16 protein-coding genes are annotated in these 14,430 nt (G+C 72.1%); 14 read left to right on the top strand and 2 right to left on the bottom strand.

What is annotated here, in order from left to right; all coding sequences use genetic code 11:
• Window positions 1-59: 59 nt before the first annotated feature.
• Both BS75_RS27045 and thiD read left to right on the top strand, forming a co-directional pair.
• The gene (locus tag BS75_RS27045) at window positions 60-1,085 is read left to right on the top strand and encodes an ATP-dependent 6-phosphofructokinase (RefSeq protein WP_034090110.1); all 1,026 of its coding nucleotides are present in this window, start codon (window positions 60-62) and stop codon (window positions 1,083-1,085) included.
• A 24-nt stretch (window positions 1,086-1,109) separates the two neighbouring features.
• Window positions 1,110-1,937 (top strand): bifunctional hydroxymethylpyrimidine kinase/phosphomethylpyrimidine kinase, encoded by an 828-nt coding sequence (thiD, locus tag BS75_RS27050; RefSeq protein WP_034090111.1) that lies wholly within the window; start codon window positions 1,110-1,112, stop codon window positions 1,935-1,937.
• A gap of 132 nt (window positions 1,938-2,069) precedes the next feature.
• Here thiD and rpmB read toward each other — a convergent pair whose 3' ends face one another.
• Window positions 2,070-2,255 carry a 50S ribosomal protein L28 gene (rpmB, locus tag BS75_RS46965; RefSeq protein WP_035846000.1) on the bottom strand — a complete coding sequence of 62 codons (186 nt, stop codon included), beginning with the start codon at window positions 2,253-2,255 and terminating at the stop codon, window positions 2,070-2,072.
• Between the two features lie 503 nt (window positions 2,256-2,758).
• Here rpmB and BS75_RS27055 point away from each other — a divergent pair.
• From BS75_RS27055 to mutM, 10 genes are all read left to right on the top strand, one after another.
• Complete coding sequence (locus BS75_RS27055; protein ID WP_034090112.1) at window positions 2,759-4,405, top strand: DAK2 domain-containing protein; 1,647 nt, start codon at window positions 2,759-2,761, stop codon at window positions 4,403-4,405.
• Window positions 4,406-4,474: 69 nt separating this feature from the next.
• Complete coding sequence (gene recG / locus BS75_RS27060) at window positions 4,475-6,655, top strand: ATP-dependent DNA helicase RecG (protein WP_034090113.1); 2,181 nt, start codon at window positions 4,475-4,477, stop codon at window positions 6,653-6,655.
• 137 nt (window positions 6,656-6,792) lie between these two features.
• A complete protein-coding gene (locus BS75_RS27065; protein WP_034090114.1) occupies window positions 6,793-7,308 on the top strand; it encodes a hypothetical protein in 516 nt (171 codons plus the stop codon).
• 117 nt (window positions 7,309-7,425) lie between these two features.
• Window positions 7,426-8,007: a 16S rRNA (guanine(966)-N(2))-methyltransferase RsmD gene (gene rsmD / locus BS75_RS27070; RefSeq protein WP_034090115.1), complete on the top strand. Its 582-nt coding sequence runs from the start codon at window positions 7,426-7,428 to the stop codon at window positions 8,005-8,007.
• 11 nt (window positions 8,008-8,018) lie between these two features.
• Window positions 8,019-8,534: a pantetheine-phosphate adenylyltransferase gene (coaD, locus tag BS75_RS27075; RefSeq protein WP_034090116.1), complete on the top strand. Its 516-nt coding sequence runs from the start codon at window positions 8,019-8,021 to the stop codon at window positions 8,532-8,534.
• Window positions 8,535-8,589: 55 nt separating this feature from the next.
• Window positions 8,590-9,699 (top strand): hypothetical protein, encoded by a 1,110-nt coding sequence (locus BS75_RS27080; protein WP_034090117.1) that lies wholly within the window; start codon window positions 8,590-8,592, stop codon window positions 9,697-9,699.
• Window positions 9,700-9,850: 151 nt separating this feature from the next.
• On the top strand, window positions 9,851-10,465 hold the full coding sequence (locus BS75_RS27085) for a YceD family protein (protein ID WP_042437375.1): 615 nt from the start codon (window positions 9,851-9,853) through the stop codon (window positions 10,463-10,465).
• 2 nt (window positions 10,466-10,467) lie between these two features.
• Window positions 10,468-10,641, top strand: coding sequence for a 50S ribosomal protein L32 (gene rpmF / locus BS75_RS27090; RefSeq protein ID WP_030263933.1), 174 nt, complete (start codon window positions 10,468-10,470; stop codon window positions 10,639-10,641).
• Window positions 10,642-10,660: 19 nt separating this feature from the next.
• A complete protein-coding gene (gene rnc / locus BS75_RS27095; RefSeq protein ID WP_042437377.1) occupies window positions 10,661-11,398 on the top strand; it encodes a ribonuclease III in 738 nt (245 codons plus the stop codon).
• 39 nt (window positions 11,399-11,437) lie between these two features.
• Window positions 11,438-12,313 carry a bifunctional DNA-formamidopyrimidine glycosylase/DNA-(apurinic or apyrimidinic site) lyase gene (gene mutM, locus BS75_RS27100; RefSeq protein WP_034090119.1) on the top strand — a complete coding sequence of 292 codons (876 nt, stop codon included), beginning with the start codon at window positions 11,438-11,440 and terminating at the stop codon, window positions 12,311-12,313.
• Between the two features lie 30 nt (window positions 12,314-12,343).
• Here the strand turns inward: mutM and BS75_RS27105 are convergent, their stop codons facing one another.
• Window positions 12,344-13,066, bottom strand: coding sequence for a CAP domain-containing protein (locus BS75_RS27105; protein WP_052069732.1), 723 nt, complete (start codon window positions 13,064-13,066; stop codon window positions 12,344-12,346).
• 143 nt (window positions 13,067-13,209) lie between these two features.
• On the opposite strand from BS75_RS27105, the gene BS75_RS27110 reads away from it, so the two are divergent.
• Together BS75_RS27110 and BS75_RS27115 are read left to right on the top strand one after the other, a co-directional pair.
• Window positions 13,210-13,488: an acylphosphatase gene (locus BS75_RS27110; RefSeq protein ID WP_034090120.1), complete on the top strand. Its 279-nt coding sequence runs from the start codon at window positions 13,210-13,212 to the stop codon at window positions 13,486-13,488.
• Between the two features lie 350 nt (window positions 13,489-13,838).
• Window positions 13,839-14,042 carry a hypothetical protein gene (locus BS75_RS27115; RefSeq protein ID WP_034090121.1) on the top strand — a complete coding sequence of 68 codons (204 nt, stop codon included), beginning with the start codon at window positions 13,839-13,841 and terminating at the stop codon, window positions 14,040-14,042.
• Window positions 14,043-14,430: the final 388 nt, after the last annotated feature.

The following is a 14,430-nucleotide window of genomic DNA, read 5'->3' on the forward strand; positions in this document are numbered from 1 at the left end:
TCCCGCGCGCACTGTCGGACATAACGTCGCAACCCGGTCCTTCCGCATAAACTGCGGCCATGCGAATCGGCGTGCTGACCAGCGGTGGCGACTGTCCCGGGCTCAACGCGGTGATCCGCTCGGTGGTGCACCGGGCGGTCGCCGACCACGACGACACCGTCGTCGGCATCGAGGACGGCTTCCTCGGCCTGGTCGAGGGCCGGAGCCGTCCGCTCGGACTGGACGACGTCCACGGCATCCTGACCCGTGGCGGCACCATCCTCGGCTCCGCCCGGGTCGCCCGCGACCGGCTCCGGGACGGGGTCGCCCGCTCCGACGAGCTCGCCGCGAAGCTCGGCATCGACGCCCTGATCGCCATCGGCGGCGAGGGCACCGTCACCGCCGCCCAGCTGTTCAGCGAGGCCGGGCTGCCGGTCGTCGCGGTCCCGAAGACCATCGACAACGACATCGACGCCACCGACGTGACCTTCGGCCACGACACCGCCGTGCACATCGCCACCGAGGCCATCGACCGACTGAAGACCACCGCCGAGTCGCACCAGCGGGTGATGGTGGTCGAGCTGATGGGCCGGCACACCGGCTGGATCACGCTGAACGCCGGGATGGCCGGGGGAGCCCACGGCATTCTGATCCCGGAGCGGCCCTTCGACGTCGAGGAGGTCTGCCAGATGGTCGAGGAGCGCTTCTCGCGAGGCAAGAAGTTCGCCATCGTCGCCGTCGCCGAGGGCGCCGAGCCCCGCCCGGGGACCATGCGCTACGAGAACGGCAGCACCGACGCCTACGGCCACCAGCTGTTCGGCGGCATCGGCACCCGGCTGGCCGGCGAGATCGCCCAGTGGATCGACAAGGAGTCCAAGCCGGTCATCCTCGGCCACGTCCAGCGCGGCGGCACCCCGACGGCGCAGGACCGGGTGCTCGCCACCCGCTTCGGCTGGCACGCGGTCGAGGCCGTCCACCAGGGCGCCTTCGGCTGCATGACCGCGCTGCGCCGCACCGACATCCGGCTGGTGCCGATCAGCGACGCGGTGGCCCACCTGAAGACCGTTCCGGAGAGCCGCTGGATGGAGGCCGAGGCGGTGCTGTAGGGCGCGCGCGGATAGGTTGGCACCATGCTTCAGCCCAGTTCGCACTCGCCCGCCGCCCCGCCCCGGGTGCTCACCGTCGCCGGCTCCGACTCCGGCGGCGGCGCCGGCATCCAGGCCGACCTCAAGACCATGCTCGCCCTCGGCGTCCACGGGATGAGCGTGATCGCCGCCGTGACCGCGCAGAACTCGCTCGGGGTCCAGGGCTACTGGGAACTCCCGGTCGAGGCCGTCCGGGCGCAGTTCCGCAGCGTCGTCGACGACATCGGCGTCCAGGCGGTCAAGACCGGGATGCTGGCCTCCGCCGAGCTGGTCGAGACCGTCGCCGAGCTGATCGCCGGGGTCTGGGCGGGCGGCGCGGTCCCGGTGGTGGTCGACCCGGTCGGCGTCTCCAAGCACGGCGACGCGCTGCTCGCCGCCTCGGCGGTGTCCGTGCTGCGGGACCGGCTGCTGCCGGTCGCCACCGTGCTCACCCCCAACCTCCACGAAGTGGCGCAGCTCACCGGCATCACCGTGGTCCGCGAGGAGGAGATGTCCGACGCGGCGAAGGCGCTCCAGGAGCTCGGCCCGGACTGGGTCCTGGTCAAGGGCGGCCATCTGGAGGGCGAGGCCGCGGACCTGCTGCTCGGCCCCGACGGCAGCGAGTACTGGTACCGCGCGCCGCGCTACGACAACCGGCACACCCACGGCACCGGCTGCACCCTGGCCAGCGCGATCGCCTCGAACCTGGCGCTGGGCCTGTCCGTCCCGGACGCGGTGGCGGCCTCGAAGGCGTACGTCACCGGGGCGATCGCGGCTGGCTTCCCGCTCGGCACGGGCATCGGACCGGTCGACCACGGCTGGCGGCAGCGCTGAGTTCCTGCCCGGAACAGACCGAAGGCCGACCCACCAGGAGGTGGATCGGCCTTCGGGAAGCCTGAGCTAGGTGGCCGCTACAGTGCGACACCGGATCACCCCCACTGGGGTGGGGAGGATATTCGCGCGCGATTAGCGCGACACCTTGCCGGCCTTGATGCACGAGGTGCAGACGTTGAGCCGCTTCGGCGTCCGCCCAATCACAGCGCGCACCGTCTGAATGTTGGGGTTCCAACGACGACGGGTACGGCGGTGCGAGTGGGAGATGTTGTTGCCGAAGCCCGGCCCCTTGCCGCAGACGTCGCAGTTGGCAGCCACGGGAGTCACTCCAAAGACTTCAGATGCACTTACATTGACAACCCCGGTGGCGCAGAGGCCGTGGTAGCGACTGTGTCGTTCGCACGACTGCGCTGCTACCGAGGGGCGGCCCGGAGGGATCCGGGCAACCGGAGCAGCATACATCGGCTTACTCCGTACAACGAAACTACCATGGCCCGCTCGGATGCCCCGCATCCGTCCGCTCCGGGGGGCGACTCTGCGCAGGCCGGACGCACCCGGACGTATCGCCCGGAACCTCAGGCTGCGGTTCTCCGGGGGCGACCCCCCGTGCCCCCACGGCGGCGGTGGCCGCAGGCCGGACGCGCCCGGACGCGCCCGGACGTATCGCCCGGAACCTTAGGCTGCGGTTCTCCGGGGGGCGACCCCCCGTGCCCCCACGGCGGCGGTGGCCGCAGGCCGGACGCGCCCGGACGTATCGCCCGGAACCTTAGTAACCTGCCCTGGAACCCCGTCGCTCCGCAGCGTACCCAAGGAGAACCCAGGTGCTGGACATCCTCGACGCTCCGGTCGTGCGCACCTGGTGCCGACTCTCGCTGGCCGCCCTCGGGCAGGCCCGGGAGGAGATCGACGCCCTCAATGTCTACCCCGTTCCCGACGGCGACACCGGCACCAACCTCTATCTGACCGTCGAGTCGGCCAACGAGGAGGTCGACCGGCTGTTCACGGCCGGGGCCGGGGCCGGGACGCCCAGCCTGGCCGAGGCCCTGCGGGCGATGGCGCACGGCGCGCTGCTCGGGGCCCGGGGCAACTCCGGGGTGATCCTGGCCCAACTGCTGCGCGGCATCGCCGCCGCCTTCGGCAGCGACACCGCCGACGCGCCCGCGCTCTGCCGGGCCCTGCGGCGGGCCGCCGACGCCGGCTACGAGGCGGTCGCCAAGCCGGTCGAGGGCACGGTGCTGACCGTGGCCGCCGCCGCCGCCGACGCGGCCGAGCGCGCGGCCGGACTCGACCCCAGGGCGGGGCTCGCGGCCATCGCCCAGGCCGCCTACGAGGCCTCCCGCAGCGCCCTCGCCCGTACCCCGCTGCAACTGGAGGTCCTCGGTCGGGCCGGGGTGGTCGACGCCGGCGGCCGGGGCCTGGTCACCGTCCTGGGCGCGCTCGCCGACGCCATCAGCGGGCAGAGCCCGATGGGCCCGCTCGCGCTGTCCGGCAGCCGCGCCGTCGAACCCGTTCCCTCGGGCGCCCACACCGTCGACCCGGACGGCCCCGCGTACGAGGTGATCTACCTGCTGGACGCCGAGGACGCCGCGCTGCCCCCGCTCCGCGCCGCCCTCGCCGACCTCGGCGACTCCCTGGTCGTGGTCGGCGGCGACGGCCTCTGGAACGTCCACGTCCATGTCGACGACCCGGGCGCCGCCGTCGAGGCCGGGATCGTCGCCGGACGCCCGTACCGGATCCGGATCACCCACTTCGCCGCCGCGGCCGGCGCCGAGTCCGCCGAGCCGGACGGAGCCGACGCCCCGGCGCAGACCCGCGGCATCGTCTGCGTCGTCCACGGCGAGGGCCTGGCCGGCCTCTGCGGCGAGTCCGGCGCCACCGTGGTGCGCGCCGACCCCGACCGGCAGCCGTCCAGCAGCGAACTGGCGGACGCGATCCGCCGCGCCCGCGCCCGCGAGGTGGTGCTGCTGCTGAACGACCGCGAACTGCGGGCCGCCGCCGGCGTCGCCGCCGAGCAGCTGCGCCGCGAGGGGGTCAGGGTCGCGGTCATCCCCACCCGCTCCCCGGTCCAGGGCCTGGCCGCGCTCGCCGTGCACGAGCCGGGGCGCCGCTTCGACGAGGCCGTGGTCGCCATGACCTCCGCCGCCGGCGCCACCCGTTACGCCGAACTCGCGGTCGCCGAGGGCGAGTCCTGGACCATGGCCGGCGTCTGCCAGGCCGGGGACGTGCTCGGGCTGATCGACGGCGACGTCGCGGTCATCGGCGCCGGGACCGGACAGACCGCCGCGATCGTGCTCGACCGGATGCTCGCCGCCGGCGGCGAGCTGGTCACCCTGATCCTCGGCGAGGGCGTCGAGGACGAGCTCGCCGAGCACCTGGTGGCCCATGTCCGGCGGGCCAACCCGGTGGTCGACACCGTGGTCTACCGGGGCGGCCAGGCCGGCTCGCCGCTGCTGATCGGCGTGGAGTGACGGCGATGTCAGAGCGGTGCGGTAGTCGTTGAGGACAGCAGGCGTGCAGCGCGGGAGAGGAGGCCGAGGATGTCGGCACTGGACCAGACCCTGACCGGGGCGATCGGCGGGGCCTCCGCCAAGGCCTTCGCGGCCCACCTCGACCTCCACACCGTCGGCGACCTGCTGCACCACTATCCGCGCCGCTACGCCGAGCGCGGCGAGCTCACCGGCCTGGACGAGCTCCAGCTCGACGAGCACGTCACCGTGATGGCGCGGATCGAGGACTCCCGGGTGGTCGCCTTCAAGGGCCGCAAGGGCGAACGGCTCGACGTCACCGTCACCGACGGCCGGGCCCGGCTCAAGCTGGCCTTCTTCAACTTCCGCAAGGGCCGCCACCTGCACGAGCTGCGGCCGGGCCGGCAGGGCCTGTTCGCCGGCAAGGTCACCGTCTTCAACCACGTCCGGCAGCTGGCCAACCCCGACTACCAGTTGATGGACGGTGAGGACGCCGAGGCGGCCGAGGAGTTCGCCAACCGGCTGATCCCGGTCTACCCGGCGGCGGCCCAGGTCCCCACCTGGAAGATCGCCAAGGGGGTCAACGCCCTGCTCGGCGAGGGTGGGATCGACCTCGGGGCGATCGCCGACCCGCTGCCGGAGCAGCTGCGGCTCGGCCGCGACCTGCTCCCGCTCGCCGACGCGCTCCGGCTGATCCACCGTCCGACCGACCGCGACGACGTCCAGCGGGCCAGGGACCGGCTCAAGTGGGACGAGGCCTTCGTGCTCCAGGTCGCCCTGGCGCAGCGCCGGGCCGCCGACTCGGCCCGGCCGGCCGTGGCCAGGCCCCGACGCGAGGGCGGACTGCTGGACGCCTTCGACGCCCGGCTGCCGTTCACCCTGACCGACGGCCAGCTCAAGGTCTCCGCCGAGATCTTCGCCGACCTGGCCGTGGAGCACCCGATGCACCGGCTGCTCCAGGGCGAGGTCGGCTCCGGCAAGACCCTGGTCGCGCTGCGGGCGATGCTCGCGGTGGTGGACTCCGGCGGCCAGGCCGCGCTGCTCGCCCCGACCGAGGTGCTGGCCCAGCAGCACCACCGCTCGATCGTGGAGATGATGGGCGACCTGGCGGCGGCCGGGATGTTCGGCGCCCACGAGCACGCCACCGGGGTGGTGCTGCTCACCGGCTCGATGGGGGCCGCCGCCCGGAAGAAGGCGCTGTCCGACATGGCGGTGGGCAACGCCGGGATCGTCATCGGCACCCACGCCCTGATCCAGGACAAGGTCAAGTTCCACGACGACAACCTGGGCCTGGTCGTCGTCGACGAGCAGCACCGCTTCGGCGTGGAGCAGCGCGACGCGCTCCGGGCCAAGGCGGACCGCCCGCCGCACCTGCTGGTGATGACTGCCACCCCGATCCCGCGCACGGTGGCGATGACGGTCTTCGGCGACCTGGAGACCTCGGTGCTGGACCAGCTCCCGGCCGGGCGCTCGCCGATCGCCACCCATGTGGTGCCCTCGCTGGAGAAGCCCAACTTCTACGTCCGGGCCTGGGAGCGGGTGCGCGAGGAGGTGGCCAAGGGCCACCAGGCGTACGTGGTCTGCCCGCGGATCGGCGACGAGGAGGAGGGGAAGCGCAAACCGGACGACGGCGATCGCCGTCCGCCGCTGGCCGTGCTCGACCTGGCGGCGGAGCTCTCCGCCGGCCCGCTGGCCGGGCTCCGGGTGGCGGTGCTGCACGGGCGGATGGCGCCGGAGGCCAAGGACGAGGTGATGCGCCGGTTCACCGCCGGCGAGCTGGACGTGCTGGTGGCGACCACGGTGATCGAGGTCGGCGTCAACGTCCCCAACGCCACCGTGATGGTGATCATGGACGCCGACCGCTTCGGCGTCTCCCAGCTGCACCAGCTGCGCGGCCGGGTCGGCCGGGGCTCCGCCCCCGGCCTGTGCCTGCTGGTCAGCGAGATGCCCGGGGGCAGCCCGGCCCGGCAGCGGCTGGACGCCGTCGCGGCGACCCTGGACGGCTTCGAGCTCTCCCGGATCGACCTGGAGCAGCGCCGCGAGGGCGACGTCCTGGGCCAGGCCCAGTCCGGGGTGCGCTCCTCGCTGCGGGTGCTGTCGGTGCTGGAGGACGAGGAAGTGATCGCGGCGGCCCGGGACGAGGCCACCCTGCTGGTCGCCGAGGACCCGGAGCTGACGGACCGTCCGGCACTCGCGGCGGCGCTGCGCAGCCTGGTCGACGAGGACCGCGCGGAGTACCTGGAAAAGGGCTGAGCCCACCCCTCCGCAGCCCCCGGAATTGTCAGTGCCGCGCGCGACAATAGAAGTGTTCAGGACGCCGCCTCACCTGCGCGGTCGTGCCACTGCACGCCACGGAACACTGCACGCCAACGAACACTGGGGGCACATCCATGGCATTCCGTCACCTCAATGAGCTGCCGCTCGGGGACAAGGTCTTCCGGGTGGAACTCACCAGTGAGGACGACCGCGAGGTCGTGCTCACCCTCACCGGCTGGCGCGAGGGCCACGCCGCCGACCCCATCGCCTCCGGCCGGATGCGCCTCCCGGTCGAGGACGTCAACTCGCTCCGGATCGCCCTGAACCGCGCCCTGCGGGCGATGGCCATCGTGGCCGACGTCTCCGAGCCGATCCCCGACCGCGACGTGCTGCGCGAGCTCTACCCCGGACACGGCTCCCCCTGGGTGCCGCAGCACGAGGAGGAGGCGGTCCGCCGCTTCCACGACAACGAGACCGTCGCCCGGATAGCGGCCCGCTTCGGCCGGACGCCGGACTCCGTCCGCACCAAGCTGCGCGAGCTGGGCCACGACCCGCGCCGGCCCGAGTACTGCCCGCCCGACGGCTGCCTCTCCTGGTCCCGCTACGCCTCTCCGGCGCTGCTGGGTGCGGAGCCGGCCACCGAGTCCTGACCGCCGAGGGCTGACCCCGAGGACCGACCGCCGCGCGGTCGCCCGCCCCGCGTACGGATAGCGTGGTGGGCGACCGCGTACCACCCGTACCACCCGCACCCCGAGGACATTCGAACCATGACCCGCGTGATCGCCGGATCGGCCCGTGGCCGCCGCTTGGCCGTACCCCCGGGCGAGGGCACCCGGCCGACCTCCGACCGGGCCCGGGAGGGCCTCTTCTCCAGCTGGGCGTCGCAGCGCGGCTCGCTGGCCGGGGCCCGGGTGCTTGACCTGTTCTCCGGCTCCGGCGCCGTGGGCCTGGAGTCGCTGTCGCGCGGCGCCGCCCACGCCCTGCTGGTGGAGTCCGACCCGGCGGCGGTGAAGACCGTCCTGGCCAACATCCGGACCCTGGGCCTGCCGGGCGCCGAGGTGCGCCCCGGCCAGGTCGAGAAGGTCGTCGCCGGGGAGCCCCCGCAGGCCCGGTACGACATGATTTTCATGGACCCGCCCTACGTCCTGCCGGACGAGCAGGTGCGCGAGATCCTGATCACACTGACCGCCGGGGGCTGGCTCGCCGAGGGAACGATTGCCACGGTGGAGCGCAGCACCAGGGCGGGCGGCTTCGAATGGCCTGCCGGGTTCGAGGCGCTGCGGGAGCGCCGCTACGGCGAGGCCACGCTCTGGCACGGGCGCGCCGCGTCCGCCGGAACGAGTGAGTGAGAGGCAAGGTCATGCAGGTCAGTCGGGAGAAGGACTGTCGGGAGACTCGCCGGGCCGTCTGCCCGGGGTCCTTCGACCCCATCACCAACGGGCACCTCGACATCATCCAGCGGGCCTCCCGGCTCTACGACGTGGTGCATGTGGCGGTCCTGATAAACAAGACCAAGCAGGGCCTGTTCACGGTCGAGGAGCGGATCGAGATGATCGAGGAGGTCTCCGCCCCCTACGGCAACGTGGTGGTGGAGTCCCACCACGGCCTGCTGGTCGACTTCTGCCGGGACCGCGGCATCCCGGCGATCGTGAAGGGTCTCCGGGCGGTCAGCGACTTCGACTACGAGCTGCAGATGGCGCAGATGAACCACGGCCTCTCGGGCGTGGAGACGCTGTTCGTGCCGACCAGCCCGACCTGGAGCTTCCTCTCCTCCTCGCTGGTCAAGGAGGTGGCGGCATATGGGGGTGATGTGTCGCATCTCGTCCCGGAGTTGGTGCACAGCCGGCTGACCGCGAGGCTCGCGGAGCGCCGATAGCGCAGTAGAGTGCGTGCTTCCAGTCCATTGCCTCCTCTGGAAGACGTGAGCTCAGGTGGACGTGCAGCAAAAGCTCGACGAGATCACTGCCACAGTCGAGAACGCGCGATCCATGCCGATGTCGGCATCGATCGTGGTGAACAAGGCCGAGCTGGCCGCGATGCTGACGGAGCTGCGCGACGCGCTGCCGACCGAGCTCGCCCAGGCCCAGCAGACGGTCGAACAGGGTGACCAGGTCGTCGAGGAGGCCCGCCGCGAGGCGGAGCGGATCGTGGCCGCGGCGCACGAGGAGCGGGCCCGGCTGATCGCCGGCACCGACCTGGTGATGCGGTCCCAGGCCGAGGCCGACCGGCTGCTGGCCTCGGCCCGCGCCGAGTCCGAGGAGGAGCGCCGCGAGGCCGACGACTACGTCGACAGCAAGCTGGCCAACTTCGAGGTGGTGCTCACCAAGACGCTCGGCGCGATCGGCCGCGGCCGGGCCAAGCTCCGCGTCGGCGGCGCCCCGGTCGAGGGCGAGGACGGCGAGGAGTTCGCCCAGGACGCCTTCAAGTCGCCCAGTCCGGAGGTCGACGACTACGTCGACGTGAAGCTCGCCGCGCTGGAGACCGCCCTGGGCAAGACCCTGGAGGCGGTCGGCCGGGGCCGGGACAAGCTCCTCGGCAAGCGGCCGATCGACGACCTCGGCGCCTACCTGGAGGCCGCGGACCAGGCCTCCGGCGTGGCCCAGAGCAGCGACCGGCACGCCGCCGTCGCGGCCGAACTGGCCCAGGCGGGGCTGCTGCCGCAGCAGACCGACCACACCCAGGCGGCGGAGCAGCAGCCGGAGTACTGGCAGCCGCAGCCCGACCGGGGCCAGGGGGGCTACCAGTACCAGCAGGAGGGCTACCAGGAGGCGTACCAGGTCCAGGCGGCCCAGGGCGGCTACGAGCAGGCGCCGCAGCCCGGCTACGACCCCTACGCCTACCAGCAGCAGCCCGGCTACGACGGGTACGCCTACCAGCAGCAGCCGGACCAGTCCCAGCAGTTCCCGCAGCAGCCGGGCTACGACCCCTACGTCCAGCCGCAGCCGCAGCCGGGGCAGTCGGGACTGGACGAGACCAGCTTCTTCGACACCGGATTCATCGACGTCAGCAAGCTGCGCGAGTTCGGCGGATACCAGCAGTAGCAGGGGTCGGTGGCCGCGAGTTGGGTCAGAGTCCACCCTTCCGGTACTCTGACCTCTCCGGCCTGTTCAGTGCCGGGGATTGTCGGCTGCCCCGACCCGGGTCCATGACCCGGGTGCCCGCAGCTCTGTGCACCGTAGAGAGCAGGAAACCCTGAACCGCCTCGATCACCGTGACCCACTCGTGTTCGACACTCACGAGCTGGGACGCCGGTCTGGTTCGATGCGCAAGGTTTCCCGTTCCCTCCCGGCGCCCGAGGGCCTGGGCATCGAGGTCATCGGCGTCCCCGTAGGAAGCACTGTCGAGCTGGACCTCCGACTGGAGGCTGTCGTCGAAGGGGTACTCGTCACGGGTACCGCCAAGGGCGAGCTCAAGGGTGAGTGCGTGCGCTGCCTGGAGCCGATCGAGCAGAAGCTCGACACGGACTTCCAGGAGCTCTACTACTACCCCGAGGGCACGAACCGGTTCGCGACCGCCGAAGAGGAAGAGGACGAAGAAGCCTCCCGGCTCGAGGGCGACCTGTTCGACCTCGAACCGGTGCTGCGTGACGCGGTGGTGCTCGCACTGCCGCTGCAGCCGGTGTGCCAGGACGACTGCCTGGGTCTGTGCTCCGAATGCGGTGCACGGCTCTCGGACGACCCGGACCACCACCACGACGCCGTCGACCCCCGGTGGGCGGCTCTGCAGGAACTCTCGGCCCCATCCATCGAGGCCGGAAGCAACGACAGCGGTACCCGTGAGGGTGCTGCCGAGAACCAGGAGAAGTAGCCGTGGCTGTTCCGAAGCGGAAGATGTCGCGCAGCAACACGCGCCACCGCCGTTCGCAGTGGAAGGCTGCGGTCCCCGCCCTGGTGGCTTGCGACCGCTGCCACGAGCCCAAGCTGGGCCACATCGCGTGCCCGAGCTGCGGCACGTACAACCGCCGTCAGGTCCTGTCGGTCTGATCGGCAGGTGACCAACACGATGTCAGCGTCTGCGTCGCAACACGCCGACACCGGGTACGCCGTCCTGGAGGGCCGGCTCGGGTACACACTCGAGCCGGCCCTCCTGGTTCGTGCGCTCACCCACCGCTCGTACGCGTACGAGAACGGCGGGCTGCCCACCAACGAACGCCTGGAGTTCCTCGGCGACTCGGTGCTGGGCCTGGTGGTGACGGACACCCTGTACAAGATCCACCCCGACCTCCCGGAGGGGCAGCTCGCCAAGCTGCGCGCCGCGGTGGTCAACTCACGTGCCCTCGCCCAGGTGGCGCGGGGACTCGAACTCGGCTCCTTCATCAGCCTCGGCCGTGGCGAGGAGGGCACCGGTGGACGTGACAAGTCCTCCATCCTCGCCGACACGCTTGAGGCCATCATCGGCGCGGTCTACCTCGACCAGGGGCTGGACGCCGCCGACGAACTGGTGCACCGCCTCTTCGACCCGCTGATCGAGGAGTCCTCCAACCTCGGTGCCGGACTCGACTGGAAGACCAGCCTGCAGGAGCTCACCGCTTCGGTCGGCATCGGTGTCCCCGAGTACATCGTCACCGAGTCGGGCCCCGACCACGAGAAGACCTTCATCGCCGCCGCGCGCGTGGCCGGCGAGGACTACGGCACGGGTTCCGGCCGTTCCAAGAAGGAGGCGGAGCAGAAGGCCGCCCAGAACGCCTGGACCTCCATCCGGGAGAAGCACGGCGACAGCAGCGCTTCCACCGGCGCCTAGGTCTTTCCATGCGGGTCTTGCCGATGCGGAGGAGCCTCGATGCCTGAGCTGCCCGAGGTCGAGGTCGTCCGGCGCGGTCTGGAGCGCTGGGTGAGTGGCCGGACCGTGGCCTCGGTCGCGGTGTACCACCCCCGGGCGGTCCGCCGTCACACCGCGGGACCGGACGACTTCGCCGCGCAGCTGGCCGGCCGTACCCTCGGCCCGGCCCAGCGGCGCGGCAAGTACCTCTGGCTGCCGCTGCCCGGCAGCGGCAGCTCGCTGATCGGCCACCTCGGGATGAGCGGCCAGCTGCTGGTGCAGCCCGAGGACGCCCCGGCCGAGACCCACCTCCGGGTCCGAGTCCGTTTCGCGGACGAGGCCGGCACCGAGCTCCGCTTCGTCGACCAGCGCACCTTCGGCGGCCTGGCGGTCGAGGACGCCGATCCGAGCGACCCGGAGTCCGCCCCGCTGTCGCTCGGGCACATCGCCCGCGATCCGCTGGACCCGCGCTTCGACGACACCGCCTTCCTGGCCGCGCTGCGCCGCCGGGGCAGCGGGGTCAAGCGCAACCTGCTGGACCAGAGCCTGATCAGCGGCGTCGGCAACATCTATGCCGACGAGGCGCTGTGGCGGTCCAAGCTGCACTTCGAGCGCCCTGCCGACACCCTCACCCGGCCCCAGGCGGCACTGCTGCTCGCCTCGGCCCGCGAGGTGATGACCGCCGCCCTGGCCGTCGGCGGAACCAGCTTCGACAGCCTCTACGTCAATGTCAACGGCGAGTCGGGCTACTTCGCCCGCACCCTCGACGCCTACGGCCGCGAGGGCGAGCCGTGCCACCGCTGCGCGACGCCGATGCGCCGCGCGCCGTGGATGAACCGCTCCAGCTACTACTGCCCGCGCTGCCAGCGGCTGCCCCGCCCGCGCGCGGCGGACTGAGCCGGAGGGCCGCCGCACCCGCTCGGCGGCTCAGAAGCCGAAGTCCTCGGTCCACCAGGGGCCGCCGTTGCTCCCGTAGTAGACGCCCACGCCGAGCGAGCGGTACTCGCAGTCGAGGATGTTGGCCCGGTGCCCGGCGCTGTGCATCCACGCCGCCACCACCTCCTGCGGCGTCTGCTGGCCCATGGCGATGTTCTCGCCGCCCAGATTGCCGATCCCGAGCGCCCTGGCCCGGTCCCAGGGGGTCCGCCCGGCCGGGTCGGTGTGGCTGAAGAAGTTCTCGGTGCCCATCTCGGTGCTGTAGGACTGCGCCAGTTCGGTCAGCGCGGACGAGCCCGTCAGGGTGCCGCAGCCGTGCCTGGTGCGCTGGGCGTTGACCAGGCTCAGCACGCTCGCCCGGGAGCCGGCCGTCTCCGCGCCGATCCGGGTGGCGGCGGTCCCGGTGCCGATGACGGTCGGGGCCGGGGCGGGCCGCGCGGACCGGATCACGACCGCCGAGGGAACGACGGCCGAGGGCGCGGCGGCGAAGGGGGCGGTGGAGAAGGGCGCGGTGGCCGGACCGGCCTGATCGCCGGCCAGCGCCACGCCTGCCGGGGCGCCCGGCGGCTGCGGCAGGAGGCCGCCGAACACCGCGCCGGCCGCCGCGACCAGTGCCGTGCCGCAGACCGCGACCGCGATCCCGGGTATCCGGCGGGACCGCCGCGCGGCTCGGGCGAGAGCGACAGGGGTGCGGGTGCGTGCGTGACGTGGCATGGCTGGTGCTGTCCCTCCCTGGCCCCCCGACCCGACAGTTACGGCATGGTCCCCGTGCGAAGGGGCCCATGCCGGGGAGCGTAGGGCATAGCCGCGCGGGGACGCGGGAAAGTCGGCATACCGAGTGATGGCAGACTCTGGGCATGAGTGAGGACGTCCGGATGACCGCCTGGGTGCGCGGCGCGGTGCAGCAGGTGGGTTTCCGCTGGTGGACGCGGGCCCGGGCGCTGGAGATCGGATTGCGCGGCTACACCTCGAATCTGGGCGACGGCCGGGTCCAGGTCGTCGCCGAGGGCGGCCGGGAGCAGTGCGAGGACCTGCTGGAACTGCTGCGACACGGCGACACGCCCGGCCGGGTCGACGGGGTCACCGAGATATGGGGCGAGCCCGAGGGGCGTTACCCGGACTTCGCCATCCGCTGACCCGCCTCACCCGCGCCGAACGCATGTGCCACTGGAATGGGCGAACCACGCTTGCGCTTCTGCGCGTCCCGTGGTTGACTCCGCATCGAGCAGTGATCGCCCGGCCACCGGTCGTCAACACCGCCGCTCGCAGCGTGGGTCTTCCGCTGCGAAGGTCGGCGGTGGACGTTGCACGCTGTGATCGTGTTGACCCTTTCCGGGTTTGGTGAGACGCTGGAAACCCGCGCACCCGTACGTACAGCCCAAGGCTTTCGGCCCCGTACAGCCTTGCGAGGGCTGCGCAGCGAGTGCGTACCCCAACACACGACCCCCTTCAACGGTCGGTCACTCAGCGTGGAGGACCATCCATCATGGCAAAGGCGCTTCTCGGTTACGTCGGCGGCCCCGACCCGCGCGTGCTCTCCGAGATGCGGCGTCTCCAGCAGCGAGTCCAGGACCTGGAATCCGAGCTTGTCCGGATGCAGGCCGAGAACGACACGCTGTCGGCCGTCGCCGAACACGAGCAGCTTCTCCGCAGCATCGAGGTACCCCAGGCAGTGCCCGCCTACTCCTGATCATCCGCAGATCGGGCGGCGGAAGCTGTCGACACCACCACAGCACGCACCACAGCAGCTCACAACACCACAGCACCCAGTCCACACCAGGCAGACCACCTTCAGCGGTGCGCCATCCCGAATGGTGCGAGCGCCTGCGGAGTCACGACCTCATCCGCGCGGCGGCACCGCAGCACATGCAAGGGACGCCCTCAGCGGCGTCCCTTCGGCATTCCCGACCTGGCACGCTCCTCATCCGGCGGAGTCCCGAGCCGCGCCGTCCCACCGAAGCACCTTGTAGCAGGGATGCCCCCTGCCTCCACCGGTGAAACCCCGGTCGGCGTCCGGTCCGGCCTGCGGCCGCGCGGATAGAGTTCGCTCAGGTCAGCGAGGTAGGGGCAAGATCGGG

Origin of the sequence: Streptacidiphilus albus JL83, from assembly GCF_000744705.1 — a bacterium.
Classification (GTDB): domain Bacteria; phylum Actinomycetota; class Actinomycetes; order Streptomycetales; family Streptomycetaceae; genus Streptacidiphilus; species Streptacidiphilus albus.

Coding starts and splice junctions, on each gene's coding strand:
- BS75_RS27045 (WP_034090110.1), top strand. CDS start 60: ATGCGAATCGGCGTGCTGACCAGCGGTGGCGACTGTCCCGGGCTCAAC.
- thiD (WP_034090111.1), top strand. CDS start 1,110: ATGCTTCAGCCCAGTTCGCACTCGCCCGCCGCCCCGCCCCGGGTGCTC.
- recG (WP_034090113.1), top strand. CDS start 4,475: ATGTCGGCACTGGACCAGACCCTGACCGGGGCGATCGGCGGGGCCTCC.
- BS75_RS27065 (WP_034090114.1), top strand. CDS start 6,793: ATGGCATTCCGTCACCTCAATGAGCTGCCGCTCGGGGACAAGGTCTTC.
- rsmD (WP_034090115.1), top strand. CDS start 7,426: ATGACCCGCGTGATCGCCGGATCGGCCCGTGGCCGCCGCTTGGCCGTA.
- coaD (WP_034090116.1), top strand. CDS start 8,019: ATGCAGGTCAGTCGGGAGAAGGACTGTCGGGAGACTCGCCGGGCCGTC.
- rnc (WP_042437377.1), top strand. CDS start 10,661: ATGTCAGCGTCTGCGTCGCAACACGCCGACACCGGGTACGCCGTCCTG.
- mutM (WP_034090119.1), top strand. CDS start 11,438: ATGCCTGAGCTGCCCGAGGTCGAGGTCGTCCGGCGCGGTCTGGAGCGC.
- BS75_RS27105 (WP_052069732.1), bottom strand. CDS start 13,066: ATGCCACGTCACGCACGCACCCGCACCCCTGTCGCTCTCGCCCGAGCC.
- BS75_RS27110 (WP_034090120.1), top strand. CDS start 13,210: ATGAGTGAGGACGTCCGGATGACCGCCTGGGTGCGCGGCGCGGTGCAG.
- BS75_RS27115 (WP_034090121.1), top strand. CDS start 13,839: ATGGCAAAGGCGCTTCTCGGTTACGTCGGCGGCCCCGACCCGCGCGTG.